The organism is Nocardiopsis oceani (genome assembly GCF_054777395.1).
The window spans coordinates 46,147-69,493 of the sequence record NZ_BAAHAR010000049.1; the positions used below are offsets into that span (position 1 = coordinate 46,147).

Annotated in this window: 22 protein-coding genes and 1 pseudogene; 12 read left to right on the forward strand and 11 right to left on the reverse strand. The window is 68.1% G+C overall.

Annotation, left to right across the window (positions count from 1 at the left end; genetic code table 11):
• The first annotated feature begins 317 nt into the window (after positions 1-317).
• Positions 318-2,363 (forward strand): BCCT family transporter, encoded by a 2,046-nt coding sequence (locus ACYVDG_RS26350; RefSeq protein ID WP_460759259.1) that lies wholly within the window; start codon positions 318-320, stop codon positions 2,361-2,363.
• Between the two features lie 89 nt (positions 2,364-2,452).
• Here ACYVDG_RS26350 and ACYVDG_RS26355 read toward each other — a convergent pair whose 3' ends face one another.
• The 3 genes from ACYVDG_RS26355 to ACYVDG_RS26365 all read right to left on the reverse strand — a co-directional run bounded on the left by ACYVDG_RS26355 (position 2,453) and on the right by ACYVDG_RS26365 (position 6,059).
• Entirely contained in the window at positions 2,453-3,034 is a 582-nt protein-coding gene (locus ACYVDG_RS26355) for an Hsp20/alpha crystallin family protein (protein ID WP_460759346.1), read from the reverse strand.
• Positions 3,035-3,483: 449 nt separating this feature from the next.
• Positions 3,484-4,860, reverse strand: a complete 1,377-nt coding sequence (locus tag ACYVDG_RS26360) for a sodium/glutamate symporter (RefSeq protein WP_460759264.1) — start codon at positions 4,858-4,860, stop codon at positions 3,484-3,486.
• A gap of 29 nt (positions 4,861-4,889) precedes the next feature.
• Positions 4,890-6,059 carry an NAD(P)/FAD-dependent oxidoreductase gene (locus ACYVDG_RS26365; protein ID WP_460759267.1) on the reverse strand — a complete coding sequence of 390 codons (1,170 nt, stop codon included), beginning with the start codon at positions 6,057-6,059 and terminating at the stop codon, positions 4,890-4,892.
• Between the two features lie 68 nt (positions 6,060-6,127).
• Between ACYVDG_RS26365 and ACYVDG_RS26370 the strand changes: the two genes are divergently transcribed.
• On the forward strand, positions 6,128-7,024 hold the full coding sequence (locus ACYVDG_RS26370; protein ID WP_460759270.1) for a MurR/RpiR family transcriptional regulator: 897 nt from the start codon (positions 6,128-6,130) through the stop codon (positions 7,022-7,024).
• Between the two features lie 530 nt (positions 7,025-7,554).
• Here ACYVDG_RS26370 and ACYVDG_RS26375 read toward each other — a convergent pair.
• Entirely contained in the window at positions 7,555-8,439 is an 885-nt protein-coding gene (locus ACYVDG_RS26375; protein ID WP_460759274.1) for an aldo/keto reductase, read from the reverse strand.
• A 533-nt stretch (positions 8,440-8,972) separates the two neighbouring features.
• Here ACYVDG_RS26375 and ACYVDG_RS26380 point away from each other — a divergent pair.
• The 9 genes from ACYVDG_RS26380 to ACYVDG_RS26420 all read left to right on the forward strand — a co-directional run bounded on the left by ACYVDG_RS26380 (position 8,973) and on the right by ACYVDG_RS26420 (position 18,432).
• Positions 8,973-10,595 carry an ABC transporter substrate-binding protein gene (locus ACYVDG_RS26380; protein ID WP_460759277.1) on the forward strand — a complete coding sequence of 541 codons (1,623 nt, stop codon included), beginning with the start codon at positions 8,973-8,975 and terminating at the stop codon, positions 10,593-10,595.
• A 4-nt stretch (positions 10,596-10,599) separates the two neighbouring features.
• Positions 10,600-11,565, forward strand: coding sequence for an ABC transporter permease (locus ACYVDG_RS26385; RefSeq protein WP_460759280.1), 966 nt, complete (start codon positions 10,600-10,602; stop codon positions 11,563-11,565).
• The gene (locus ACYVDG_RS26390) at positions 11,562-12,386 is read left to right on the forward strand and encodes an ABC transporter permease (RefSeq protein WP_460759283.1); all 825 of its coding nucleotides are present in this window, start codon (positions 11,562-11,564) and stop codon (positions 12,384-12,386) included. The genes ACYVDG_RS26385 and ACYVDG_RS26390 overlap by 4 nt, the downstream gene beginning before the upstream one ends.
• Positions 12,383-13,363 carry an ABC transporter ATP-binding protein gene (locus ACYVDG_RS26395; RefSeq protein WP_460759287.1) on the forward strand — a complete coding sequence of 327 codons (981 nt, stop codon included), beginning with the start codon at positions 12,383-12,385 and terminating at the stop codon, positions 13,361-13,363. Before ACYVDG_RS26390 ends, ACYVDG_RS26395 begins: the two co-directional genes overlap by 4 nt.
• Complete coding sequence (locus ACYVDG_RS26400; RefSeq protein WP_460759292.1) at positions 13,360-14,121, forward strand: ATP-binding cassette domain-containing protein; 762 nt, start codon at positions 13,360-13,362, stop codon at positions 14,119-14,121. The genes ACYVDG_RS26395 and ACYVDG_RS26400 overlap by 4 nt, the downstream gene beginning before the upstream one ends.
• Positions 14,118-15,176: a P1 family peptidase gene (locus ACYVDG_RS26405; RefSeq protein WP_460759297.1), complete on the forward strand. Its 1,059-nt coding sequence runs from the start codon at positions 14,118-14,120 to the stop codon at positions 15,174-15,176. Before ACYVDG_RS26400 ends, ACYVDG_RS26405 begins: the two co-directional genes overlap by 4 nt.
• Positions 15,173-16,201 (forward strand): P1 family peptidase, encoded by a 1,029-nt coding sequence (locus ACYVDG_RS26410; protein WP_460759303.1) that lies wholly within the window; start codon positions 15,173-15,175, stop codon positions 16,199-16,201. The genes ACYVDG_RS26405 and ACYVDG_RS26410 overlap by 4 nt, the downstream gene beginning before the upstream one ends.
• Positions 16,198-17,268, forward strand: coding sequence for a C45 family autoproteolytic acyltransferase/hydolase (locus ACYVDG_RS26415; RefSeq protein ID WP_460759307.1), 1,071 nt, complete (start codon positions 16,198-16,200; stop codon positions 17,266-17,268). Before ACYVDG_RS26410 ends, ACYVDG_RS26415 begins: the two co-directional genes overlap by 4 nt.
• Positions 17,269-17,424: 156 nt before the next feature.
• Entirely contained in the window at positions 17,425-18,432 is a 1,008-nt protein-coding gene (locus ACYVDG_RS26420) for a LacI family DNA-binding transcriptional regulator (RefSeq protein ID WP_460759310.1), read from the forward strand.
• Positions 18,433-18,550: 118 nt separating this feature from the next.
• On the opposite strand, the gene ACYVDG_RS26425 is transcribed toward ACYVDG_RS26420, so the two are convergent.
• On the reverse strand, positions 18,551-19,576 hold the full coding sequence (locus ACYVDG_RS26425; RefSeq protein WP_460759349.1) for a Gfo/Idh/MocA family protein: 1,026 nt from the start codon (positions 19,574-19,576) through the stop codon (positions 18,551-18,553).
• Here ACYVDG_RS26425 and ACYVDG_RS26430 point away from each other — a divergent pair.
• Entirely contained in the window at positions 19,517-19,675 is a 159-nt protein-coding gene (locus ACYVDG_RS26430; RefSeq protein ID WP_460759314.1) for a hypothetical protein, read from the forward strand. The two genes, ACYVDG_RS26425 and ACYVDG_RS26430, sit on opposite strands and share 60 nt — an antisense overlap.
• A 27-nt stretch (positions 19,676-19,702) precedes the next feature.
• Here ACYVDG_RS26430 and ACYVDG_RS26435 read toward each other — a convergent pair whose 3' ends face one another.
• From ACYVDG_RS26435 to ACYVDG_RS26460, 6 genes and pseudogenes are all read right to left on the reverse strand, one after another.
• Positions 19,703-20,602 (reverse strand): transposase, encoded by a 900-nt coding sequence (locus tag ACYVDG_RS26435; protein WP_460759319.1) that lies wholly within the window; start codon positions 20,600-20,602, stop codon positions 19,703-19,705.
• A 54-nt stretch (positions 20,603-20,656) separates the two neighbouring features.
• The gene (locus tag ACYVDG_RS26440) at positions 20,657-20,797 is read right to left on the reverse strand and encodes a hypothetical protein (RefSeq protein ID WP_460759324.1); all 141 of its coding nucleotides are present in this window, start codon (positions 20,795-20,797) and stop codon (positions 20,657-20,659) included.
• 63 nt (positions 20,798-20,860) lie between these two features.
• A pseudogene (locus tag ACYVDG_RS26445) lies at positions 20,861-20,914 on the reverse strand (hypothetical protein); the annotation flags it as partial.
• 69 nt (positions 20,915-20,983) lie between these two features.
• Positions 20,984-21,781 (reverse strand): DeoR/GlpR family DNA-binding transcription regulator, encoded by a 798-nt coding sequence (locus ACYVDG_RS26450; RefSeq protein ID WP_460759329.1) that lies wholly within the window; start codon positions 21,779-21,781, stop codon positions 20,984-20,986.
• Between the two features lie 321 nt (positions 21,782-22,102).
• Entirely contained in the window at positions 22,103-22,369 is a 267-nt protein-coding gene (locus ACYVDG_RS26455) for a hypothetical protein (RefSeq protein ID WP_460759334.1), read from the reverse strand.
• 231 nt (positions 22,370-22,600) lie between these two features.
• A partial coding sequence (locus ACYVDG_RS26460) for an IS4 family transposase (protein ID WP_460759338.1) occupies positions 22,601-23,347 on the reverse strand: 747 nt, incomplete at its 5' end.

Here is a 23,347-nt window from a genome sequence, read left to right on the forward strand (position 1 = left end):
CCACGATGGTGGCTGCCTGGGCCGGCAACGGTTTGGCGTTCCCCCGGCCACCCTCGGCCCAGCACCCTCGGCGGCGTCCCGCTGAGGCGGACACCGAACAACACCGCCCTTGCATCCAGCGGAATATGGTTCCCCGCTGCGCTCTGAAGCCCGTCAGTGCGCGGGAACCAGAACCTCGCTGAAGGCGTTGCGGCCTCGTTCCGATCGACGGAGAACAGTCGGCGACGATCCGGGTCCAAGTTGACTCCCGGCCGCGATTCCCGCGAGCCATCGAATGCGCTGGTGGCCAGGGGCGCAAGAAAACCTAGTTAAGGAAAATGCACTTGTCTTCCGTTCTGAGACAGAAAGATTCAGAGAATTCGCTGAAATCCGTGTGGCAAGGCCTCTCAAAACCGGTCTTCGTTCCATCGGTCCTCATCGTTGTCTGTGCACTCGCCCTCGCCACATGGTACGGGGCGGAGTACGGAGACGATGCCGAGGCGGCTTTCACCGGAATTCGTGACGGAATCGGAGAAGTGCTCGGGTGGTGGTACATTCTGGCCGTCACCATGCTCCTGGTGTTTTCCTTCTGGGCCGCACTGTCCAGAGCAGGGAACATCCGACTGGGTCGTGACGGCGAAAAGCCCGAGTTCTCCGTGCTCACGTGGTTCGTCATGCTGTTCGCCGCGGGTATGGGAATCGGCCTGGTCTTCTGGGGCGTGGCCGAACCCTTGAACCACATGGTCGCTCCGCCGGAGGTTCTGGGGGTGGAACCGGGCAGTGACGAAGCTGCGCGTGCCGCCATCGGCCAGGCCATGTTCCACTGGGGTCTGCACGCGTGGGCCATCTACGCCGTGGTCGGACTCGGCTTGGCCTACATGACCTTCCGCCGGGGGCGCCCCCTGTCCATCAGATGGCTGCTCGAACCCGTCTTCGGTCGCAAGCTCATCGAGTCCTGGGTCGGTCACGCCATCGACGTCTTCGCCGTCGTCGGTACCCTCTTCGGAGTGGCGACCTCCCTCGGCCAGGGGGTCCTCCAGATCCAGGCCGGTCTGGCCCACCTCGGCTGGTTCGACCCCTCCGACATGGTTCTCGTCGGGCTGGTCGTCGTCATCACCGCGGTGAGCACCGTCTCCGTGATCACGGGGCTGTACAAGGGCCTGCGCTGGCTCTCGCACGTCAACATGATTCTTGCCGCCCTGCTGGCACTGGGCGTGCTGCTTCTCGGGCCGACCGTTTTCCTCCTGCAGTCGTTGGTCCAGAACACCGGGGAGTACATTCAGGCCTTTCCCGAACTCATGTTCGTGACCGGGGCGGGGGTCGACGACGGATGGACACTCGACTGGACCCTGTTCACCCAGAGCTGGTTCCTCAGTTGGGCTCCTTTCGTCGGTATGTTCATCGCCCGGATCTCCCGGGGCCGCACCATCCGAGAGTTCATTCTCGGCGTCATGCTGGCGCCCACCGCCATCGCGGTCCTCTGGTTCACCATTTTCGGTAGCAGCGGGATCCATTACCAGATCTCCGAAGGCGGAATGGTCGGAGGGGACGGAGCCATCGACACCGACACCTCCCTGTTCTTGCTCTTCGAGAACCTGCCTGTCGGGGGAGTAGCCATCGCACTGCTCTCCGCAGTGGCGATCCTCGTCATCACTCTGTTCTTCGTGACCTCCGCCGACTCGTGCTCACTCGTGGTCGACGTCCTCTGCCATGGCGGTCGGGCCGAGACCCCTCGTGTGACGCGCCTCTTCTGGTCCTGCCTCCTCGGCGCCGCCGGGGCCCTGCTGTTGCTCGCGGGAGGCGAGGCGGCTCTGACCGTGCTCCAGGTCAGCTCGCTGGCCGGAGCGGCGCCGCTCTCCGTCGTCTACGTTCTGGCCGTCGTCGCGCTCGTCAAGATGTTTCGCTACGAAATCGCGGTCATGCCCCGCTATGTGCGCATCCGCCCCCACGCGACCACGTCCGCGCTGGTCTCCACGGTGCGGGAGCAGTCCGACACAGAGGAAGAACTCGAAAGGAACCTGCGCGATCTCGTGAGGGCAGAGGGGAAGAAGAACGGGCACCCCCGGGGCGGGCTCAGCTCAGCCTCAGCCACACTCGCCGGGCTCAGCCCCACGGTGTCGACAGGAGCTGTCTCCACCGGTTCGGGGGACGGAAGCACGGTGGTGGCCGTGCACGATGTCGCTCCGCAGGACACCACGGTGGACCCCCGAACCGGCGCGATCGACTGGGACGAGGAAGCCGCGCTCCAGGACCCCCTCGCCGGCGAGGTTTTCGATACCCCTGAGTTCGCCGAATCCGCCGTCGGCGCCGAACGGGGGACTGAGGAGTACCTGCGTGAGCACTCACCCGAGAGCGAGGGAACCGGGGCTGAGGACCCGCGCTGAGCCGATGTGAAACTTCCTCCGGAGGGGAGGAGGGTCTCCACACTGCTCGAGAGCCGGTGCTCCCTTCGCCGGTTCCGAGCCCGGAGGCATCACCCCGGGCCGATCGGCGCACTCCCGCCGGTCGGCCCGGCGTCTTGCTCCGATGTTCCGGCGTCGACTGGTGTCTCCGGCTGAGAGGAGGTCTGCGGCGGACGCGGAGCGGGAACGGTTGTGACCTCGTTGATCGGGATCACGATCTCCCTCGTGGGGCGGGCCGCATCGTTGACCGTGATCTGTAGGAGCCCCTGGTCGAGCTCAGCCCACACATCACGGCGGACCACGCTCGTGGGAAGGGTGATCTCGCGCCGGAAGGCGCCGCTGGTCCGGTCTTCGTCGTAGACAGCAGTGCCCCTGTCCCGTTCGGGGCGGCGCACGCCGGTGATGGAGAGGTGCCCCGGGGAGTAGATGACCTGTATGTCCTCGGGGAGTACGCCTGGAACGTCACAGCGGATGAGCACGTCAGTGCCGCGCGCGACGATGTCTGTGGCCGGCCTCCACGGGTGGACGACATCGCCGGTGGGGCCTGACCGCACCGAGGCCATCGTGTCGGCGATGCGGTTCATATCGCAGATCAGGTCCCGTATCCCACGGAACGGGGTGGCGATTGCTCCTTTGTAGCGTCCTGTCGTCATGCTCACGCCGCGCTCCTTCCCTCTCCCTGAACCTGACCAGGGCCGCCGAGAGCGCCCCTACGGTCTTGTGTGAACCGCGGCTCCCCGACCGGGGTACGCCGCTGTGGCCTGCCAGCGGGTGCGGCAGGCCACGAATGGTGAAATCGTGCAGAGGTCTGACGGGACTGGCCCGATCCCTCGGTGGTATTGAGCGGGCTTGGCATGTTCGCCTACCGGGCCCGCAGGTCCACTTTTCACTATGATTTCGGCGAGATAAACCTCGTCGCGGTCAAGACGGGGCATAGGTTCCGCAAGCCGCCCATCAAGGACGGAGATGGGGGAAGGGTCCCTAGGCGTGAGCCCGGCTTCTCAGGAAATGACGCACCACAGGGAGCTGTCTTGCCCAGCTCCAAGGGCAACGGCTCGTAAACCTGGGTTTCGGTCTTGTCGGGACAGTAGCCAGGGCGGAACTACGCCGAGGCGGCCGTTTTCACACCGGTCTTCGGTGCCTGCCACAGCCCCAGTAGCCGGGCGAGGACGTACACCAAGAGGGCGACCCCGAGGGCGCCGATCGCCAGACCCCACGGACCCAGGCCCAGTGCCAACATCGGCAGCGCCGCGCTGACCAGACCGCCGCCCAGGAACGGGCTGAAGAACGGTGCCCGCAGAGCGTAGGCGCGGGCGGCGTCGGTTTTCATCCCCGGGTCGGCTGTGCGCAACAGCATGAGGCCGACGGAAGCCACCCCGGTCAGGGTTCCGAAGTTGACGATGGAGTGTTCGAACCAGGACGTGCGGAACATCCGGGGTCCTGCCCAGTAGAAGAAGGCAACGGACACGATGGCGGCCACCGCCATGAGCACGCTCAGCGGAACAAGGTTCTCAACGACGACGGGAACCGTGATCGAGGCCACCGCCGAGACCACCAGCAGGTCGAGCGCGGCACCCTGGATCGTCCGAAGGGTCCCGGGGTCGACGGCAGCCGCCAGCGGTGTACGGGCGATGACCGCCTGGACGATCGCACCACCGATCATGGCCAGAGGGAACAGCGGCATCCCGGGGACGACCTGATCAACGAAGTACTGGAGTACCCACCCGATGAGGATCGCGCCCGCGACGAGCGCTCCATGGAATGCCAAGCCGTCGATGAGGTCCTTGTTCACCGTGGTCCGGCCCGATGGGCCCTGTTCCTCTTCGGGGAGCAGATCGGGCGCGCCGGCTGGGCGCCCGGATCGGGTGGCGCTGAGATCCCCTCGTCGCGCGGCGATGTTGATCATGACGACGCCGACGATGATGCCGAACAACAGACCTGCGGTCGCCGAGGCCAGAGCGAGGGAACCGCCGTCGGACCACCCCAGCCCTTCGTATACGGGAGCCATTCCCGCCGCCGTCCCGTGGCCACCCGGCCAGCCGATCTCGACGATGGTGCCGAACATCGGCCCAACATTGAAGAACGGGACTAGCAGGGCCGCGCAGACCAGCATGGGGACCCCGACCATCAGGGCCACGCCCAAGTAACCGAACAGCAGCTGGGGCATGATGAGGTGGTAGGTCTGGCGTGGAGAGGGCATGCTCATCCCGAGGAGCATGGGAGCGAACACGACCGTGATCAGGATTTCGGGCAGCCCTGCCCAGGTGGCGGCCATCGCTTCGGGGAACAGTCCCGCACCGTAGGGGCCCAGGATCGCGCCGAGTGTCCCGCCGATGAGTGCCGCCGGAATGAACATGCGGCGCAGCGGGGCGATGAGGAGCCGGAGTACGACCCCCGCCAGGATGAGTAGTCCGAGAACGGTGATGGCGAACAGGAGCGTGTTGAGGCTGTCGCCGCTGATTTCTTCGGTAGGGAACATGTGTGCTCCTTGCTGACCGTGGCTGGGACTCAGCCAGCGGTCGGGTTGGGGGGCGCCGCGCTGTCGAATCGGGCGAGCGCGAAGGGGGAGAGGCTGTCCGGGCGCGATCCGGTCCGCACCCAGAAGCTGAGTGCTTCGGCCACTGCCGGGGCGATGGCGAAGCCGTGGCCGGTCCATCCGGTGCCGACCCAGGCGTTGGCGGTGCCGGGGATGCGGTCGATGATGGGGATTTCGTCGACACTGCAGGATTCGGGCCGTTCGGCGTCGGCGATGTCGGGGCGGGTACCGCCCAAGGCGGGGTACACGGCAGCCGCGGTGGCGATGTTGCCGGAGACACTTTCGGCGGTTGTCTCACCGCGGCCCAGTTCGGCGCGCCACCGTCCGCGCCAGCCTCCGCTGAGCATGGTGGAGCCGTCGGGCAGGGCTTTGAGGGACAACGGTCGGTGGTCGTGGCCGATGAGATGGTTGATCCGGGGCGCGTCGGCGCCCGCTGGCAGGCGCAGGGCCTGGGGCAGGATCGGCCAGACTGGTAGTGACAGCTTGAGCTGGTCCTGGAGGAGTTTGGCGGCTCCGGTGTTGTTGAGGACCAACAGGGCCTCGCCTACAGCGTGGCGACTGCCGTCGTTGGTTTCCACCTCAGTGATACGGCCGCCATGGCGGTGCAGGCCGGTGACGGCTGTGCCCTCGCGGATGGTTGCGCCCTTTTTGCGAGCGGCTTGGGCGAAGGCGAGTGTGGTCGCAGTGTGGTCGGCGGATCCGTCCAGGGGCGCGTAGAGCGCAGCGCGGACACCGGGTGCGACCTCCGGTTCGAGTTCGGTGAGCCGTTGCCTGTCGATGAGCTTCGTCGGGACGCCCATCTGGGACTGGATGTGAGCATGGGCGCGGGCGGCGACCAGGCCGCCCTTGGTGCCGGTGGTCTCCCGTTCGATGAGGTACAGGCCTCCGGTGCGCTGGTATCCGGTTGGGCTGCCGAGCCGTTCGTCCAAAGTGGGCCAGAGACGGTAGGAGGACCTCATCAGGGGTAGTTCCCGCAGGTCGCGGCGGTTTCCTCGGACTCCTCGGCGGCCGAAGCCGCCTGAGGCGCCGGAGGCGATGGTGTCGGCTTCGAGGAGGAGGACGTCGGCGCCTGCGTCGGCGAGTGTCCAGGCGGCGGCGCAGCCGTGGACGCCACCGCCGATAATGACGACCTGGTGCTTCATTGGGAGCTCCTAGTGTGGGCCAGTGCACAGGATAGTAGTGTTTACTACATCGAAGGGTCAATCAAGTAATGAAAACTTCATCCGCTGGCGGGGGCGGTCTTCCCGGCCGCGTGTCGGCCAACATCGCCGCGCTGTCACCGCGTGAGCGCACCGTTGCCGACTTCCTGCTCAATCGGCCCGGGGAGGCCGTGACCGCTTCGGCCGCGGAACTGGCCGCGCTGACCGGAACCAGCGACGCCACCGTTGTGCGTACCGCGCGCTCGCTGGGCTACAGCGGCCTGCGCGAACTCAAGCGGGCGCTCAGTGACATGCTGACCGCCCGACGCGACCCCGCACGTGTACTTGACCAGCGGCTGGAGTACATCGGTCGTGCCCGAGTTTTCGACCAGGTCATCGCCGACAGCGCTGACCTCGTCCGGCGCCTTCCTAATGCCGTCGACCCGCATGCCTTCGACCAGGCCGTCGGGGTTATCGAAGAGGCAGAACGCACCGTGGTTTACGGCATCGGCCCCGCGTCCGGAGCTGCCCACTACCTGTCTCTCGAGGTAAGTCGGCTGGGCCGACGCTGCACCGCTCTGGGGGCCACGGGGTTCCGGCTGGCCGATGACCTGCTGGGCCTCGGTCCTGATGACGCGGTGGTGGTCCTGTCCCCGCTGCGCCTGTTCCGTGAGATCGATTCCCTGCTGCGCCGCGCCGCCGAAGTCGGTGCGCCTACCGTCGTCATCACTGAGGCGCTGGGGGATGTACTGGCGGGAGAAGTCGATACCGTCATCACGACCCCCCCTTCCACTTCGGGCGCTGCGGGCGAGAACCTGGCGGGCTGGATCGTCACTCACGCGCTAGCTATGGAACTGGCCGCTCGCGACCGGACAGGGGCGGTCGCGGCACGTGAGCACCTCAATCGGTTGCGCGGTGAGATTGCTGGCGCCGAGATCGACAGCGACGTCCTCGGAAAGTCCGAGTGACGTCCAGGAGCTTTTCCGCAGCTACGCCACCGCACCTTCGGTCCTCGGTTTCCGGTGTATCTGTCGTCATGACGACTTGGATAGTCTAATCACGCGAAGTTATCCGGATTCCGCAAGGATCTTCATGCATGGTGGTTGAATATCTGGGCGCGCGGGAATGGGGTGCCAATATCCATCCTGCTGGTATTAAGTCACATTCCATTTCTGATTTTAAGCACAAGGTCAGTGATCGCGAGAGGCCTGGTCGACGGTGCGACAAGGCCGTGCTCCGCCGGGCCAACCCTGGAACCGGAAGGAAGGACTGTCCCGATATCCCTCATCCGGAAACGGACGCGAACGCAGCTCCTAGCGACGACCTCATGCGGGCGCCTAAATGACAGTTCAGGGGTAGGTGAAACGGGTCGGGTAAGGGGATCCCCATGAAAGACCACGGGTCGGATCCCTGCGGTGTCGAGCTGGATGAAGGGAAGGGGACCGGAGGCGGAGACCTCCGGTCCCTGATCGAGCGTGCGCGTGCGCTCGGTGACTCCTCAGGCCTCGGGGATTTCCACACCGAAGGTCTCGAGGGTGACGTCAGCGGGCTCCGGACCGCCGCGGACACCGGTGTCGAGCGCGTCGATGGCGGCGAGCTGCTCGGCGGTGAGATCGAAGTCGAACACGTCGAAGTTCTCGGTGATCCGCGACGGCGTCACCGACTTCGGGATTACCTGGCGGCCCTGCTGCAGGTGCCAGCGCAACATCACCTGCGCGGGCGTCTTGCCGTGCGCGGCCGCGATCTCTCGGATCACCGGGTCCTCCAGCGTGGAACCCTTTGACCCGTCGCGATAGAACGTGATGCCGCCGATCGGCGACCAGGCCTGGTTGAGGATGCCGAGTTCGCTGTTGTAATTCAGCAGATCGGTCTGCTGGAAGTAGGGGTGGACCTCGATCTGGTTGACCGCCGGTACGACTTCGGTCTGGTCGAGCAGCCGGTCGAGGTGGTCGGTCATGAAGTTCGAGACGCCGATCGCGCGCACCCTGCCGTCAGTGTAGAGCTTCTCCAGGGCCCGGTAGGCCTGGACGGTCCGCTCGAACTCCCCGGGAAGCGCTTGGTGCAGGATCAGCAGGTCGAACTGCTCGACGCCGAGCTTGCGGGCGGACTTGTCGAAGGCGTGCAGGGTCTCGTCGTGGCCGTAGTCGGTGATCCAGACTTTGGTCTCCAGGAAGACCTCGTCGCGGGCCAGGCCGGAGTGCCGGACCGCTTCACCCACCTCGCGCTCGTTGCCGTAGACCGCGGCGGTGTCGATGTGCCGGTACCCGGTGGACAGTGCCGCCTCCACGGCCGCGACGGTCTGCTCCGGCGGGGTCTGGAAGACACCGAACCCGAGGACCGGCATCTCCACCCCGTTGTTCAGGGTGGCGTGTGGAATGTTCATACCCCTCACGCTAAGTCACCGGTGACTCGTGAGGGAGTGCCTATCGAACCTGGTACTCGCGTTCCCCCCAGTGCCTCGCCGTGGCGGCGCGTGCTGGAGGTACGACGGCCTCTCCTCGGCGCCGAAACTGGACGGGGCCGAGCACGACCACCTGATCGCGCTCGGCCGGGAGCCGGGGGCGCGGAGTAGCCGCCGGGGCAGGAGGACCCCGACGACCGTTCGATCAGGAACCGCTTCCCGACTAACAGCCTCCCGCCCCCGCTGGCGCGGTCTCTTGAGCACAGTGCCGGATCGTTACGGCAGCCTGAGTCCAGGCAGTCTTGGCTCCGGATGTCAACTCCCGGCTTGGTGCGAAAACGCGCAGTCAACGAGGTTGTAGCTGAAAGTTTCGGCCAAGTGAACCGTTCGGGTCGCCCTTGACTCAGCTGGGAGCTCACACTAGGTTCACTGCATGCCGGAACGATCCGGCGCTCCGGTCCCGGCCCTCGTGTGTTCCGGGCGCCTTCACCCCCCGTGTTTACAAGGACACCCCCATGACGCATCGACCCACGGTCGTCGGTACGGCGCTAGTGGTCCTCGCCCTGCTCGCCGCGTGCACCTCTGCCTCCGACACGCCCGTGACCGACCCCTCGGTCGAACAGGAACCCGGCTACCTGGCGGTGGCCGACGAATCCCTGGACGGTGGTGGCACCCTCAACGTCCACTTGGACCACGACACCCTCGAAGCCGACGGGCTCGACCCGCGCTCCGCTGAGGCCGCCCGCTCCTGGAGCCTCATGGGGCTCAGCTACGACACCCTGGTCGAGGTCGGCCCCGACTTCGAGTTCCTCCCCGGCCTGGCCACCTCCTGGGACCAGCCCGACCACACCACCTACGTCCTCACCCTGCGCGAGGACGCGGTCTTCTCCAACGGCAGACCCATGACCGCGGAAGACGTCAAACGCAGCCTGGAGTTCCTCCTGGAATCCGAGTCACCGTGGGCCGCCCAACTCGGCCCGGTGGACTCGGTCGAGGAGACGGCCGAATACGAGGTCACGGTCGGTCTGGAGCGACCGCACACGGCGTTCTTGGGTGCCCTGGCCGGCACCCCCGCCGCCGTCCTCCCGATGACCGAGATCGACGAGGGCTCCGTAGACCCGACGACCGAAATGGTGGGCACCGGCCCCTTCGTCGCCACCGAACACGTCCAGGACGAATCCTGGACCTTCGAGCGCAACGAGCACTACTGGCGTGACGACGACCTGGCCATCGACGCCGTGGACGTCTCCATCGTCGCCGACGAGTCCAACCGCCTGGCCGCGCTCCGCGACGGCAGCGCCGACTTCGCATACTTCGACGGGGCCGACGCCTCCGAACACCTCCAGGGCACCGAAGATGCCCATGTCGTCTACCAGCAGAACACCGACTTCTACTACCTCATCCTCAACTCGGCCGACCCCGACTCACCGCTCGCCTCCGACGAGGTGCGGTTCGCGGTCAACGCGGCGATCGATCGCGCCCAGCTCGCCGAAGTCGCACTCAGCGGCCACGCGGTCGCTACCGGTGTCACACCCGCCGGACTCCCGGGATCCTGCAGCGCCGAGGAACTTCCCTCCGCGCTCATGCCGGAAGAGGAGATCACCGAGGTCCTGGAGGGTGAGAACGTCACGTCCCTGGAGATGTCCCTCGTCACCTACAGCTCGGCGAGCGCCCCCGGCCAGATCGCCCAGGTCATCCAGCAGCAGCTGGCCGGCTACGGGCTCAGCGTCGAGATCGACATTATCGACGACGCCGCCTACGGCGATGTCTTCTACAGCGGGAGCACCGCCGACGCCGACATGGGCGTGAACTGGTATGCGGGCTACGGAGACGCCGCCATGATCACCCGATGGTGGAACACCGACCTGTCACCGTTCACGGCCGACTTCATGACCGGGGGCCAAGAGGTCAACGACCTCGTCGTGAGCGCCAGCGAGACCCCCGCCGGCGACGAGCGCGACGAAGTCCTGAACGATCTGTGCGCCGCCGTGGACGAGCGCTCGGAGATGGTGCCGCTGGTCACCCGTCCGAGCGCGATCGGCTACCGCGCCGACGCGGTCAGCCCCACCCTCTACGCCAACGAGGGCTACGGCGACTTCCTCCGCAACATCGTCGACTTCCGACTCCTGGGTTCCTGAGGCGATGCGCTTCCTCCTCTGGCTCTCCGGCAGGCTGCTCGGCGCGGCCGCGGTCATGATCGGCGCGTCACTGCTGATCTTCGCGGTCGTGCGCTTCCTGCCGGGGGACTACGCCCAGATCGTCCTGGGCCCGCTGGCCTCGGAACAGGACCGAGCGGAGCTGCGGACCCAGTTCGGGCTCGACCGCTCCCTGCTCGAGCAGTACGTGCTCTGGATCGCTCAGGTACTCCAAGGCAACTTCGGCCTCTCGTTGGCGAGCGGCACGCCCGTCGCCGAGGAGCTGGGCGCCCGGTTGCCGACCACGGCCCTGCTCACGGCGATGGCGGTCGTGTGGACCGTGCTCATCGGAATTCCGCTGGGCCTGCTCGCCGGTACCCGTACCGGCAGCGTCCGCTCCACCGCAATGGGGCGACTGGTCAGCGGGGTGGGCATCAGCGTTCCGGAGTTCGTGCTGGCCGCGATGGCGGTCTTCGTCCTCTCCCGGTACTCGCTCGGGTTCACCGTCGGCTCCTTCGTCACGCCGGACGATGACTTCTTGGGGGCGGTGGTCTCCTTCCTGCCCCCGTCCCTGGTCCTGTCGGTGTTCTGTATCGCGGCGACGGCCCGGGCCACGCGCGACGCCGTACTCAACGTCATGGTGGAACCACATGTGGCGGCCGCCGCGGCCAGGGGCGAGACCCGCCTGTTCATCATCACCCACCACGTCATGCGCAACGCCGCCATCCCGGTACTCACCCTCACCGGGATGATCACCGCGACCCTCCTGGGAGGCGCCGTCATCGTCGAGAGCGTCTTCAACATCCCCGGTATCGGTTCGTACCTGGTTCTCGGCCTGGGGCGGCGCGACTTCACGGTCATCCAGACCTGTGTCCTGCTCGCCACCGCGGTATTCGTGCTCATGAGCCTGCTCGTGGACGTCCTCACCGGTCTGCTCGACCCCCGGGTCGCCGTCACCGGGAGGAAGCGATGAAGAACACCTCGTTCGACGCGCTGACCGTGTCCTGTTTCGGTCTGCTGGCCCTGCTCACCGGGGCCGCCGTCCTCGGACCGCTGGCGGGTGTGGGCGGCAGCCCCACGGACATTGTGGGACCGCGGCTGTCCCCGCCCTCCGCGGCCTACCCGCTGGGTACCGACAGCCTCGGCCGGTCGCTGCTGCCACGCGTGATCGAGGGCATAGGCACGACGCTGGTGCTCTCCGCCGCGGCGGTGCTCTGTACCGCTGTCCTCAGCACCGCCTGCGGCATCGTCGCCGGCTACCTCGGTGGTTTCGCCAACGGGCTCGTCATGCGCGTGGGCGACGTCCTGTACGCCTTCCCCGCGATCGTGCTCGCCATCCTGATGGCGTCGGTCATCGGACCGGGCAGCGTGGCCGCCCTCGTCAGCATCGTCTTGGTGACGGTACCGCTGATGACCCGCATGGTCGGCGCCGCTGCCCGGTCAGTCGCCTTCCGCGATTACGTCGTCGCCGCCCGCATCAGCGGGGTGAGCGCGCCCCGCATCATGACCCGCCACGTCCTGAGGAACGTCTCGGGCACCGTCGCCGTGCAGACCACCTACGCCCTGTCCGTCGCCATCCTGGTCGAGGGCGGGCTGAGCTTCCTGGGGTACGGTGTCCAGCTGCCCGACTCCTCCCTCGGCCTGCTCATCCAGGAAGGCACCGTCTACATGGTCTACGCCCCCTGGACGCTGCTCGCCCCCAGCATCGTCCTGGTCCTGGCCCTCCTGTCCATCAACGTCATCGGTGACAGCCTGCGGGACCGCTTCGAGCCCCGGAAGGCGAGGTCGTTGTGAGCTGCGTTCTCAGCGTCAACGGCGCGGTCGTCGACTACACCGCACGGCACGGCGTCAACCGGGCACTGGACGGAGCGGACCTGTCCGTCGCTCAAGGGGAGCGGGTCGGTGTGGTGGGCGAGAGCGGTTCGGGCAAGTCCACCCTGGGCCTGGCCGTGGGCCGGCTCCTGCCGCCGGGTGCCCGCGTCTCCGGAAGCATCGCCGTGGACGGCCGCGACGTGTCGTCCCTTGACCCCGCCGCACTCCGCGCGCTGCGCCGCAACGTCTTGGGCTACATCCCCCAGGACCCCCACGGAGCACTGGACCCCACCAAGCGCATCGGCCGCTGGCTGCGCCTGGTCCTCCGCCGCACCAAGCACGACAAGCACACCCTGGTCTCCCTCCTCGACCGGGTCCTCATCGACCGGCCCGACCGGGTCATGCGCCTGTACCCGCACGAGATCTCCGGTGGCATGGCCCAGCGGATCGTCGTCGCCGCGGTCCTGGCCCGGGCGCCCCGGCTCCTGATCGCCGACGAACCCACGGCCGCCCTGGACGCCCAGGCCCGTGAGGAGGTAACCCGGCTCGTGATGGACCTGGCCGCAGAGAAGGGCTCCACCGTCCTGTGGCTCAGCCACGACCTGCGCGCCGTCGCCCGCTGGTGCGACCGCACCGCCGTCATGTACGGCGGCCGGGTTATCGAGGACGGCGCCACACGGACGGTCCTGGACACGCCCCGCCACCCCTACACCCGCGCCCTGTCCGAGGCCGACCCCGCCCGGGCACGCCCCGGACAGCGGCTTCCGGCCATCGCGGGCAGCCCGCCGACGCTGAGCGAGAGCGCGCACGGGTGCGCGTTCGAACCCCGCTGCCCGAAAGCCGCCAGCGTGTGCCGTGACAACCGTCCTCTGCCGCAGGACGTCGACGGCCGCAGAGTCCTGTGCCTGCGCCCCGAGTTCGGGGGCACGGCATCTGCCGACGAGGGAGGGCCCCCGTGACCGCACCCGGACCAGTCGTCGAACTGCGCGGCGTGGACACCGTGTTCACCTCGGGTTGGGGGCGCCGCCGCCGAGTCGTGCACGCGATGCGCGGCGTGGACCTGAGCGTCGGTGACGGGGAGACCCTGGGGCTGGTCGGCGAGTCCGGCTCCGGCAAGACCACCACGGGTTCGGTCGCCTTGGGCCTGCGCCGCCCCACCGCGGGTTCGGTCTCCTTCCTGGGCGAACCCCTGCAGCGCTCGCGCCGCAGACCGGGCCTCGTCCAAGGGGTGCTCCAGAACCCGTACTCCTCCCTCGACCCGCGAATCCAGGTCGGTCCCACGGTGGCCGAACCGCTCTCCGCCCGCGACGGCTCCTCCCCACGGTCGCACCTGGCCGCCGCCAAGCGGATGCTCGACCAGGTCGGGCTACCTGACGGGACTGCCGCCCGCTACCCGCACGAACTCTCCGGCGGTCAGCGCCAGCGGGTGGCCATCGCCCGCGCCCTCGTCACCGAGCCGCGCTTCATCGTCTTCGACGAAGCGGTCAGCGCCCTGGACGTCTCCGTCCAGGCGCAGATCCTCAACCTCATCCGGGACTTGCAGGAGCAGCACGGCTTCGCTGCCCTGTTCATATCCCACGACCTGGCGGCCGTGCGCTACCTCGCCCACCGCGTCGCGGTCATGCTCAGCGGCGAGATCGTCGAGGCCGCGCCCACGCGGGTCTTCTACGACCGACCCCAGCACTCCTACTCGCGCCGACTCCTGGAGGCCATGTGAGCACCCGCCCCCCGCTACCCGTCGGGGCACCCCGCCTCACCGGTGTCCCCTCTTGGGGCGCCCGAAAGGGCAACACCGACTCAGCACCACTTGTGCCCGGGGCGGGACGACCAGAGGGGCACGTCGACTACGACTTCCCCGGCGTGGAAGTCGGCTCGGCCGTCTACGAGGAGGGGCCCACCGGGGCCACCGTCGTCCACGTCCCGGCCGGGGCCCGGATGGCCATCGACGCACGCGGCGGGGCGGTCGGCCTCAGCAGCGGGTTCGAGTACCTGGCCCACGCCGTCTGCCTGGCCGGCGGCTCCGTCTACGGCCTCGGAGCGGGGTCGGGGGTGGCGGCCGAGCTCCTGGCCCGCAACGGCAACCGCACCTCCGTCGACAACCTGCGCCTGGTGTCCACGGGCGTCATCTACGACTTCTCCGCCCGGGACAACTCCGTGGTGCCCGACGCCGCCCTAGGCCGGAGCGCGATCCGGGCCGCGGTCCACGGTTGCGTGCCCGTGGGCCGGGTGGGGGCCGGCGTGTCGGCGTCCGCAGGCAAGGCCGACTGGTCGCGCTGCGAGTTCGCCGGTCAGGGCGCGGCGTTCCGCCGGGCGGGCGACGTGCGCGTCCTGGTGGTCACCGTCGTCAACCCCCTCGGCGTGGTCGTCGACCGGGGCGGCACCGTTGTGCGGGGCAACTACGACTCCGCCACCGGGACCCGCCGACACCTGGACACCCACTACACCGAGGCGGTGGGATCGGCATCCCTCCCGCGGTCTGGACACGGCAACACCACCCTCACGGTCGTGGTCACCAACGCCGCCCTCGACGACCGCGAGCTGGACCTCTTCGCACGACAGGTCCACGGCTCCATGAACCGGGCCATCGTCCCCTTTCACACCGAGAACGACGGCGACACCCTCTTCGCTCTCACGACCGACGAAATCAGCCTCGGCGGGGACGTCGGCGCCTCCGCCTCAACCGCCGTGGGCACGATCGCGGCCGAAACTGCCTGGGACGCCGTGCTCAGCGCCGTCCTACCCACCTCCGTCTCCCCTCTGGAGGGATCATGACCGCCACTGATCCGCGCCTGGTGCCGGTGCCCGACTGGGAGCCCGGTCCGGGAAACGACGACTACGACCGGCTCGAGCCCGTTCGGAGCACGGGGGCGGGCGCCGTCGAGTTCGACTTCCCGGGCGTGCGCGTGGGCACGGCAGAGTACGCCGAAGGGCCCACCGGCGCGACCGTCGTCGCGATCCCTGAGGGTGCCCGGACCAGCGTCGACGCTCGGGGCGGGGCCATCGGCATCGTCGGTCGCCACTTGGAGTTCAACCATGCTGTGTGCGTCGCGGGCGGTTCCTCCTACGGGTTGGCGGCCGCGACGGGGGTACAGGAGGAACTGCTTCTGAGCACCGGAAACCGGGTGGGCTGGCGTGATCTGCGCACCGTCGCCGGTGCGGTGGTCTACGACCTCGGGGCCCGGCCCAACGCGGTGGTTCCCGACGCCGCGCTCGGCCGCGCGGCCTTCCGCGAGGCCCGGCCCGATCGGATCCCGGTCGGCCGCGTGGGAGCCGGCACCAGCGCGTCCGCGGGCAAGATCGCGGCGGCCCGCTGCGAATTCGCCGGTCAGGGCGCGGCCTTCTTGCGCTTGGGCGACATCCGCGTTCTGGTGGTCACCGTCGTCAACCCGGTCGGGGTGGTCGTCGACCGGGGCGGCACCGTTGTGCGGGGCAACTACGACACCGCCACCGGGACCCGCCGCCACCCTCAGGAGGACTACGCGCGGGCGCTGGCGGGGGAGACCGTCCCCAGCAGCGCGGCGGGCAACACCACGGTCACGGTGGCGGTGACCAACGTGCGCCTGGCAGACAAGGAACTGCGCCACTTCGGGCGCCAGGTGCACAGTTCCATGCATCGGGCGATCCAGCCCTTCCACACCGACCACGACGGGGACACCCTGTTCGCACTCACCACCGACGAAGTCGACCTGCCGGCCGCCGGTGCGCCCCCACTGGGCGAGAACTCCGTCAGCTCCCTCGCCCTCGCCACGGTCACCTCCGAGGTGGCCTGGGACGCCGTGCTGAGCGCCGTCCGATGACCGTCAGGAGGTTCACCACCGACACCACCGACCCGTGGGACCGCGGTCGCGCCATCGGCACGGCCTTCGCCGCCGACATCGACCTCAACCTCCTCCTCTACCGGCGTCTGTTCAGCGCGGTCGGGGTCACCCCGGAAGACGTCCCCGACCTCGGCGCAGCCGCGGTCGAGTCCATCGGCGCCTGGTCTCCGGACCTGGGCCGGGAGCTGCACGGAATCGCCGCGGGCGCCGGCCGCGCACCGTGGGAACTCGGTCTGCTCAATGCGCGCACCGAGGTGCTGGCCACCGTGGGCGCCACCGGGGAGGGGGAGTGCTCCACCTCCGTCGTGCTGCCGCCGGAGGGGCCGCCGATCACCCTCCAGACCTGGGACTGGCACGACGAGTCCAACCCCGACACCCAGGTGGTGCGGCACCGCACCGCCGCCGGAATGCGGGTCCGCTCCTTCGCGGAGTTCGGCATGCTCGGCAAGATCGGGCTCAACAGCGAGGGTCTGGGAGTGCACTTCAACATCCTCAACCACGCGGCCGACGGTGACGGCGTCGGGGTACCCGTGCACGCGGTGGCCCGGGAGATCCTCGACCGCGCACGGGAACCGGAGGAAGCGGTGGCCATCGCCCGGTCGGCCCCTGTGACGGCGTCGACGGTGCTCACGGTGGTCTCCTTCCGGAACGGCGTGGCCGATGCCGTGTGCATCGAGCTCAGCGCGGGAGGTACGGCACTGGTTCGGCCGCGGGACGGCATGCTGGTGCACACCAACCACTTCCTCGATTCCGTACTCGCGCGCGGTGAGTTGGTGCCGCCCGCGTCCAACAGTTATCCGAGGTTGCGTATGTTGGCCGCGAACCGCGAAAAGCTCACCGCGGAGGACGTAGCCAAACGGGTCGAAGGCATGGCCGCGCACACCGAGGACGGCGCCCCTCTCTGCTGTCACGCCGACCCCGCGCACCTCTTCCAGGACCGCTGGCAGACGCTGATGACCATCGCGTTGGACCTGGGAGAGGGAGCCGTCTGGTTGCACGAGGGCACACCCTGCACGGCCACCCCGGCCTCCTGGCAGGTCTTCTGAACCGGGCCCGCCGCGTCGGCACCCCGTCTGCCGAGTACGTGCCCCGCCCATGCGCCGGGTCCACCTTGTGCACGGCAGGGGAGCGGCGACCCCGGGCGGGGACCTATCTTGACCTGTAGGCACAACCGGATCCACGCCGAGAAAGGACTGACGGCCTTGAACGCGGTCACGATCGTCGATGTCGCCCGTGCCGCAGGCGTTTCCAAGACCACGGCGTCTGACGCGCTCCGAGGTCGGGGACGGGTGTCGGACGGGACCCGGGAGACCGTCGTCGCAACGGCGCGGCGGCTGGGGTACTCCATCAACCGTTCGGCCCGGTCCCTGCGCACCGCCACGACCGGCGCCATCGGCCTCTACATTCCTCAGGTGCTGGTGCGGTCGGAGTACTACCTGTCTTTCGTCCACGGAGTCTTGGACACAGTCGCCGCATCGGAGTACGACGTGACGCTCATCGTCTCGGCACACAGCTCCCGGCCCAAGCACACCCCGCGGGTGGACGGCCTCATCCTGTGCGATCCGGTGCACAGCGACCCGATGGCCTCGCACCTGGTGGACTCGGGCCTGCCCGTGGTGACCTGCGAGCGAATGGCGGGGGTGCGGCCGACCGGAGTGGTCTGGTCCGACCACGGCAGGATGGCCCGGCGTCTCCTGGACCACCTGAGCGAGAACGGGGCGCGCCGGATCGCTCTGTTGGCTTCCACCACCGATTCCGATTGGGCCCGTTCCATCGAGGCCGCCTACCAGTCCTGGTGCCTCGAGCACGGGTTCCACGCCGCTGTGGCAACGGTGGCCTTCGGTGTCTCACCGGAGGCGGTCCGGGCCGAGGCGGAGGCACTGCTGGACGCCGTTCCCGACGTGGATGCCCTGGTGTGCGGTTCCGATGGCGTCGCCGCGTCCGTCGCCCCGAGCCTGGCTGCTCGAGGGCTGCGCCTGGGCGAGGACTTCCTCCTCGCCTCCTGCGTGGACAGTTCGGCCCTGCGCACCATGGACCCGTCGGTCACGGCCGTGGACCCCAAGGGGCCGGAGGCGGGGGAGGAGTGTGGTCAGCTCCTGTTGGACATCCTGGCCGATCGCGCTGCCGAAGGTACGTTGCGCGAACTGGAGTTGGACTTCGTCCCCCGGGCCTCCAGCCTGAGGCCGGAGCACGAGGAACCCTCGTCTTGACCGCGGTCTCCCGTCGTGGCTGGGCCGCGGGGGTATGGTCCAGGACCACCGCGACCGTGCCGCGCCGGCCTCCGCACTCCACGGGGTGCGGAGGCCAGCGGGCACGGTGCGGACTTGTTCAGTCCAACTCGGGGTCCTCGGGCTTTTCCCGTTCCAACCCCGGGCGGGCGTCCTTCCAGCGGCCTCGGGTGAAGTCGGGTACCCGCACGGTGCCGCCCCGCTCGAGGGAGAGCTCCGACAGCGGCACCACCGCGGACAGCGAAGCCGAATCGTAGACGTCGATGTCGGGGGTGAGCCCCAGCCGCATCAGCTGGATGGTCCGCCACTGGAGGATGTAGTCCATTCCCCCGTGGCCCCCGCCCTCATCACCGATCTCCTTCCACAGCCAGTGGTCGTACTCCTCGTAGGAATCGTCGAAGTCCCGCCACTGGTGGTCGTCGTGGCCCAAGGACTCCAGGCAGATCCGCTGCGGGTCACTCATCCACACCCCGCGCGTTCCGGCGAGGGTGTTGGCCCGGGAATAGGGGTGCGGCGTGTTCACGTCGTGTTCGACCCGGATCATCCTCCCCAAGGCCGTGCTGACCAGACGGGTGTTGCGGTCCCCGGAAATGCAGTCGTCTTCCCAAGCGGGGTGGTCGGAGTCCAGGTTCTCCTCGCGGTACTCGGTCAGGGCCAGTGCGGGGGAGGAGAACGACACCAACTGGTCCAGGCGGTCACCCCGGTTGATGTCCATGGCGGCGGTGATCGGGGCCATGCCGTGCATCGGGTAGTGGCTCGCGTTCATCCTGGTCTGCCAAGTGCGGCGCCAGTCCTCCGGGTGGTAGGCGCCGTGGAACAGGTAGGGGTCGCGAAGGTCGTGGACATATCCGCCGGAGCCGTGCAGGAGGTCCCCGAAGAGCCCTTCCTTGGCCATCATGAGGATACGGAGCTCCTCTTGGCCGTAGTTGACGTTCTCCATCAGCATGCAGTGCTTGCGGGTGCGCTCGGACGTGCGCACCAAGTCCCAGATGTCGTCCAGCGTGACGGCGATGGGCAGCTCCACCGCGGCGTGCATGCCGTTCTCCATCGCGTCCTTGGCCTGGGGATGGTGCAGCTCCCAGGGCGTCGCGATGAAGCACAGATCGACGTCGTCGCGCGCGGTCAGCTCCTTCCAGGCATCGGCGGAACCGGCATGGACGGCCGGGCGTTCGCCGCTTGCCTCCTCCGCGGCGTCAGCGGCGCTCTCGGCCCGGTCCTGTTCTAGATCGTTGATGGGAGTTTGGTTTCCTGGTCAGTGGTCGTAGGCGATCAACGATCGCTTCACCGGGGCACCGATCAACCAGTTGTGCCAGATCGCTGCGTTGAGCGCGCAGATCCTCTGACAGGTACGCGCCCACAGCCCTTCGGTGCTGCGGGCCGCGTGCCGCTCCAACCCGAACTGGTTCTTCAGCGTCCAGATCACCGCCTCGATCCGCTGGCGCAGCCAGGACGGGAACACCTTCACCTCGGGTTCGGGCTCGTCCTTGCGGACCGGGCGGATGAGCAAATGGCCCAGGTCCGCCGCGGCCTCCTCGATCTCGGCCCCGGCCAAGCCCTTGTCACACACGATCGGGGCCGGGCCCGGGGCGCAGTCCTGGACGTGCAGCAGGTGCAGAGCCTGAGCGCGTTCATCCAGCTCCTTGGGGTGGGCCAGACTGAACGCGCACACCGCTCCCTCGGGGGTGGTGATGAGCATGAGTTTGGCACCCCAGTAGAAGGCGTGGTGGGAGACGTCGCGGCCGTATCCGGCGATCTCGCCCAGGTTGGAGCGGTTGACCGTGGTGCGCGAGGCACCGCAGCGCAGCGGGGTGCCGTCCATCAAGCGCAGCCGCTCCCACCAGGAGGGCACCGCCCTGGCCAACCACATCGTTGCTGTGAGCAGAGCTGGTGCCAGATCGCGCAGGTGGCGGTTGTATTCGGACTGGCCGGGCAGGCGGGGGAAGAGGTGGCCGATGCGGGCGGGCGCGGCGCGCATCCAGTGGCGTTCGGAGTCATGGCGCAGGAGCACTTGGGCTACCGCGACGCAGACGAGTTCGGCGTCAGTGAGCAGCCGTTTCGGGCCGCGTTTGCGGGGTTGTTCCCGCGCAGGCAGGACGTGGTCATCCAAGTGGACGTAGAGTGCCGTCAGAAGGGCGTCAAGGTTGGTCGTCACACACCGATCCTCGACGCCCTTCGTCATGGGCGTAGGAGTTCCAGAAAACTCCCATCAACGATCTAGGTCGCACACGGCGGTCGCGCGGACCCCGTTGATCTCCAGGAACCGCTCGAACATGGCGGTACCGCGGTTGCCGAGCCCGATGATCGCGAGCCGGACCTCGTCGTGGGGTTCGAAGGGGACGTCGGTCATCGGGGACTCGTCGCCGGCACGCTGGGGTGCGTCGTCGGCGGATGCGGGTTGTGCGGTGACCGCGAGACCGGTGGCGGCACCGGCCGCGGCCCCGGTACGGAAGAGGTCACGGCGGCTGGGGGGGACGGATCACGGGGGTCCTCCTTGGGGGGTCCGGCTCGATCTGCTCGTGGGGTTCCGGTTTGTTCAGTCCAGGTAGGGGGGTTCCCGGTCCTTCACGGTGTGGACCGCGTAACCAGCGGCCTCCATGGCCTCACGGGCACTGTGGGGGAGCCGGTCGTCGGTGATGACGGACTGGAAGATGTCGGCCTTCCCGATAATGCCGAAGGACCGTTGGTCGTATTTCGAGGAGTCCGCGACGACGGCGGCCCGGCCGGATCGCTGAGCCATGAGCCTGTTGATGCCGGCTTCGTTCTCGTTCACGGTTCCGGCGCCGATCTCCGCGGAGAAGGAGTTCACCCCGATGAACGACCTGTCCAGCCACAGGCTCTTCAGTATCAGTTCGGCGAACGTGCCGACGAGCTCGTAACTCTTGCTGTTCAGCCGGCCGCCGGTGACCAGAATCGATATTTCCGGGTGAACGGCCAACCGTCTGGAGATCTCCACCGAATTCGTGACCACCGTCAACTCGCTGTGCAGGTCATCCCGCCTGCCAAGGGCATCGGCGATCGCGTAGGTCGTGGTGCCTCCGGAGAGACCTATCGCCTGACCCGGCCCGAAAGTCGACAGCGCGTATTCGGCGATGAGCTCCTTCGACCGCCGGTGCTGCTGTGTTTCGCCGCGAAGCGCCAGAGAATAGGAAACGGAGCGGCGCCGAGCGCCGCCGTGGCGGCGCTCGATCAGGTTGTCCGCTGCCAAATGGTCGAGGTCGCGCCGTGCGGTCGCCTCTGAAACACCGAGGGTATTGACGATATCGGTGATGGATATCGTCCCCGATTCCTCGATGGTCTCGAGAATGTAGTAGATGCGCTGCTGACGGCTCATCGGCCTCTGCTCCGCGCCGTGAGCCGTGTCTGGAGTCGCCCGAGCATGTGGTGTCCGGTCATCGAAACCCCGCCAAACCCGCATCACCGTGATGCAGGCCATGAAGTTAACACCAGATTCATGCTTGGTCTAGGGGTGTTCCCGTCATCAATATGAGCGGTTTGGCCGCCAGGCCAGTCGTCCTCTGCTCCTCGGCCACGGTGCGGGGGACGAGGGCCTCCCTCCCTGACCAGGGCGCACTCGTTCTGGCGAGAGGACGCACGGGCCCGTGACGGCGGTACCCCGCCCGGTCGCGCTCCGGGCGGGGTACCGCTGCACCGGTTAGCAGGTCACGGTCTTGTCATAGGAGCCGAACAGCGGGATGTCGACCTGGCGCGTGTCACCCGGTGCCAAGTACAGGCAGTTGCTGTCGAAACCCATACTGATGACGACCTTGACGTCCTGTGCGGTGGAACACTGGTTGGTGAGCATGACGAAGCCAGCCGAGTAGAGGTTCCGGTCGACGCAGTCGGGCGCCAGCGTGTCCATCGCTTCCACGTCGGTGGGTGCCTCCTGCTCGGTGGGGGCGTCCTGGGCGTGTGCGGGCACCGCGAGGACAGCGGCGGCGGCCAGGGCTCAATGCCGCTCAGTTAAGCGGCGGGTATCAGCACGGGGTGGGGTGGTTGCTTGTGTCTGACCCCGTGCTCTCCGAGGCGTTTGACCCGGTAGGAGTTGTACCGGGCCCGCTTGACCACCCGCGGGTAGGATCGGGCACGCCGGGGCGGGTTGGGCCGCTCCCCGATCTCGTCCACCACCTGCCTGTGCAGCCGCTCCCGCTGCTCAGGGGGAAAAAACCGCCCCGCCTTGAGAAGCGGGACGGACCACCTGCAGCGCGTGGGTGAACGACATCCGATCCGGATCGGTCTCTAGATCGTCAGCGGCCTCGCACATCAGCGCCCGTACCGCGTAGTGGGCCAGCAACAGACCCCAGATCTGGGCTTGGACCATCGGCGGAGACTGGGAGGAGAGCACCACCCCCGCCCCACGCAGGTACCGCTTGATCTCCCCCAGAGCGGTTTCGTGCTCCCACCGCTGGCCGTAGGCCTGGGCGATACCGACCGCCGACAGTTCGCGGGAGTCGAGTTCGTTGGTGACCACAGTGATCAACTCACCCTCGGGGTTGGCGTCCGGGATGGTGTAGTCCACCGCCCGCACCAGCCTGGCCCGGGAGGGGTCGATGTGCGCGCCGGCCCGTGCGGCGGCGATCAGGGTGTCCTTGGTCTTGCGGCGCACACGGGGGGCGAACAACAGACTGGTGTAAGAGCCGTCGGCCAGGGGTGTGATCGGGGGCAGTTCCACGCTCGCCCCGACCCGCCAGGCCAGAGTGGCCCCGCGCTGGGCGAAGGAGTCGAACAGCTCGAAGGAATAGAACCCGGCGTCGGCCAGCACCAGCATGTGCTCGTCGGTCAGGCGGGCCAGGTCAGCGGCCAGGGTGCGCTCTCCGGCGGACCAGGGGCCGATCGCCGCGCCGATCGCGGCGTGGGTGCCCACCTCGTTGAGGGTGAGCACGCGGGCTTTGGGAAAGGC

Coding starts and splice junctions, on each gene's coding strand:
- ACYVDG_RS26375 (WP_460759274.1), bottom strand. CDS start 8,439: ATGAACATTCCACACGCCACCCTGAACAACGGGGTGGAGATGCCGGTC.
- ACYVDG_RS26440 (WP_460759324.1), bottom strand. CDS start 20,797: ATGACCGACGTCCCCTTCGAACCCCACGACGAGGTCCGGCTCGCGATC.
- ACYVDG_RS26370 (WP_460759270.1), top strand. CDS start 6,128: ATGAAAACTTCATCCGCTGGCGGGGGCGGTCTTCCCGGCCGCGTGTCG.
- ACYVDG_RS26350 (WP_460759259.1), top strand. CDS start 318: ATGCACTTGTCTTCCGTTCTGAGACAGAAAGATTCAGAGAATTCGCTG.
- ACYVDG_RS26365 (WP_460759267.1), bottom strand. CDS start 6,059: ATGAAGCACCAGGTCGTCATTATCGGCGGTGGCGTCCACGGCTGCGCC.
- ACYVDG_RS26390 (WP_460759283.1), top strand. CDS start 11,562: ATGAAGAACACCTCGTTCGACGCGCTGACCGTGTCCTGTTTCGGTCTG.
- ACYVDG_RS26450 (WP_460759329.1), bottom strand. CDS start 21,781: ATGAGCCGTCAGCAGCGCATCTACTACATTCTCGAGACCATCGAGGAA.
- ACYVDG_RS26410 (WP_460759303.1), top strand. CDS start 15,173: ATGACCGCCACTGATCCGCGCCTGGTGCCGGTGCCCGACTGGGAGCCC.
- ACYVDG_RS26360 (WP_460759264.1), bottom strand. CDS start 4,860: ATGTTCCCTACCGAAGAAATCAGCGGCGACAGCCTCAACACGCTCCTG.
- ACYVDG_RS26355 (WP_460759346.1), bottom strand. CDS start 3,034: ATGACGACAGGACGCTACAAAGGAGCAATCGCCACCCCGTTCCGTGGG.
- ACYVDG_RS26430 (WP_460759314.1), top strand. CDS start 19,517: ATGGTGCAGCTCCCAGGGCGTCGCGATGAAGCACAGATCGACGTCGTC.
- ACYVDG_RS26415 (WP_460759307.1), top strand. CDS start 16,198: ATGACCGTCAGGAGGTTCACCACCGACACCACCGACCCGTGGGACCGC.
- ACYVDG_RS26385 (WP_460759280.1), top strand. CDS start 10,600: ATGCGCTTCCTCCTCTGGCTCTCCGGCAGGCTGCTCGGCGCGGCCGCG.
- ACYVDG_RS26380 (WP_460759277.1), top strand. CDS start 8,973: ATGACGCATCGACCCACGGTCGTCGGTACGGCGCTAGTGGTCCTCGCC.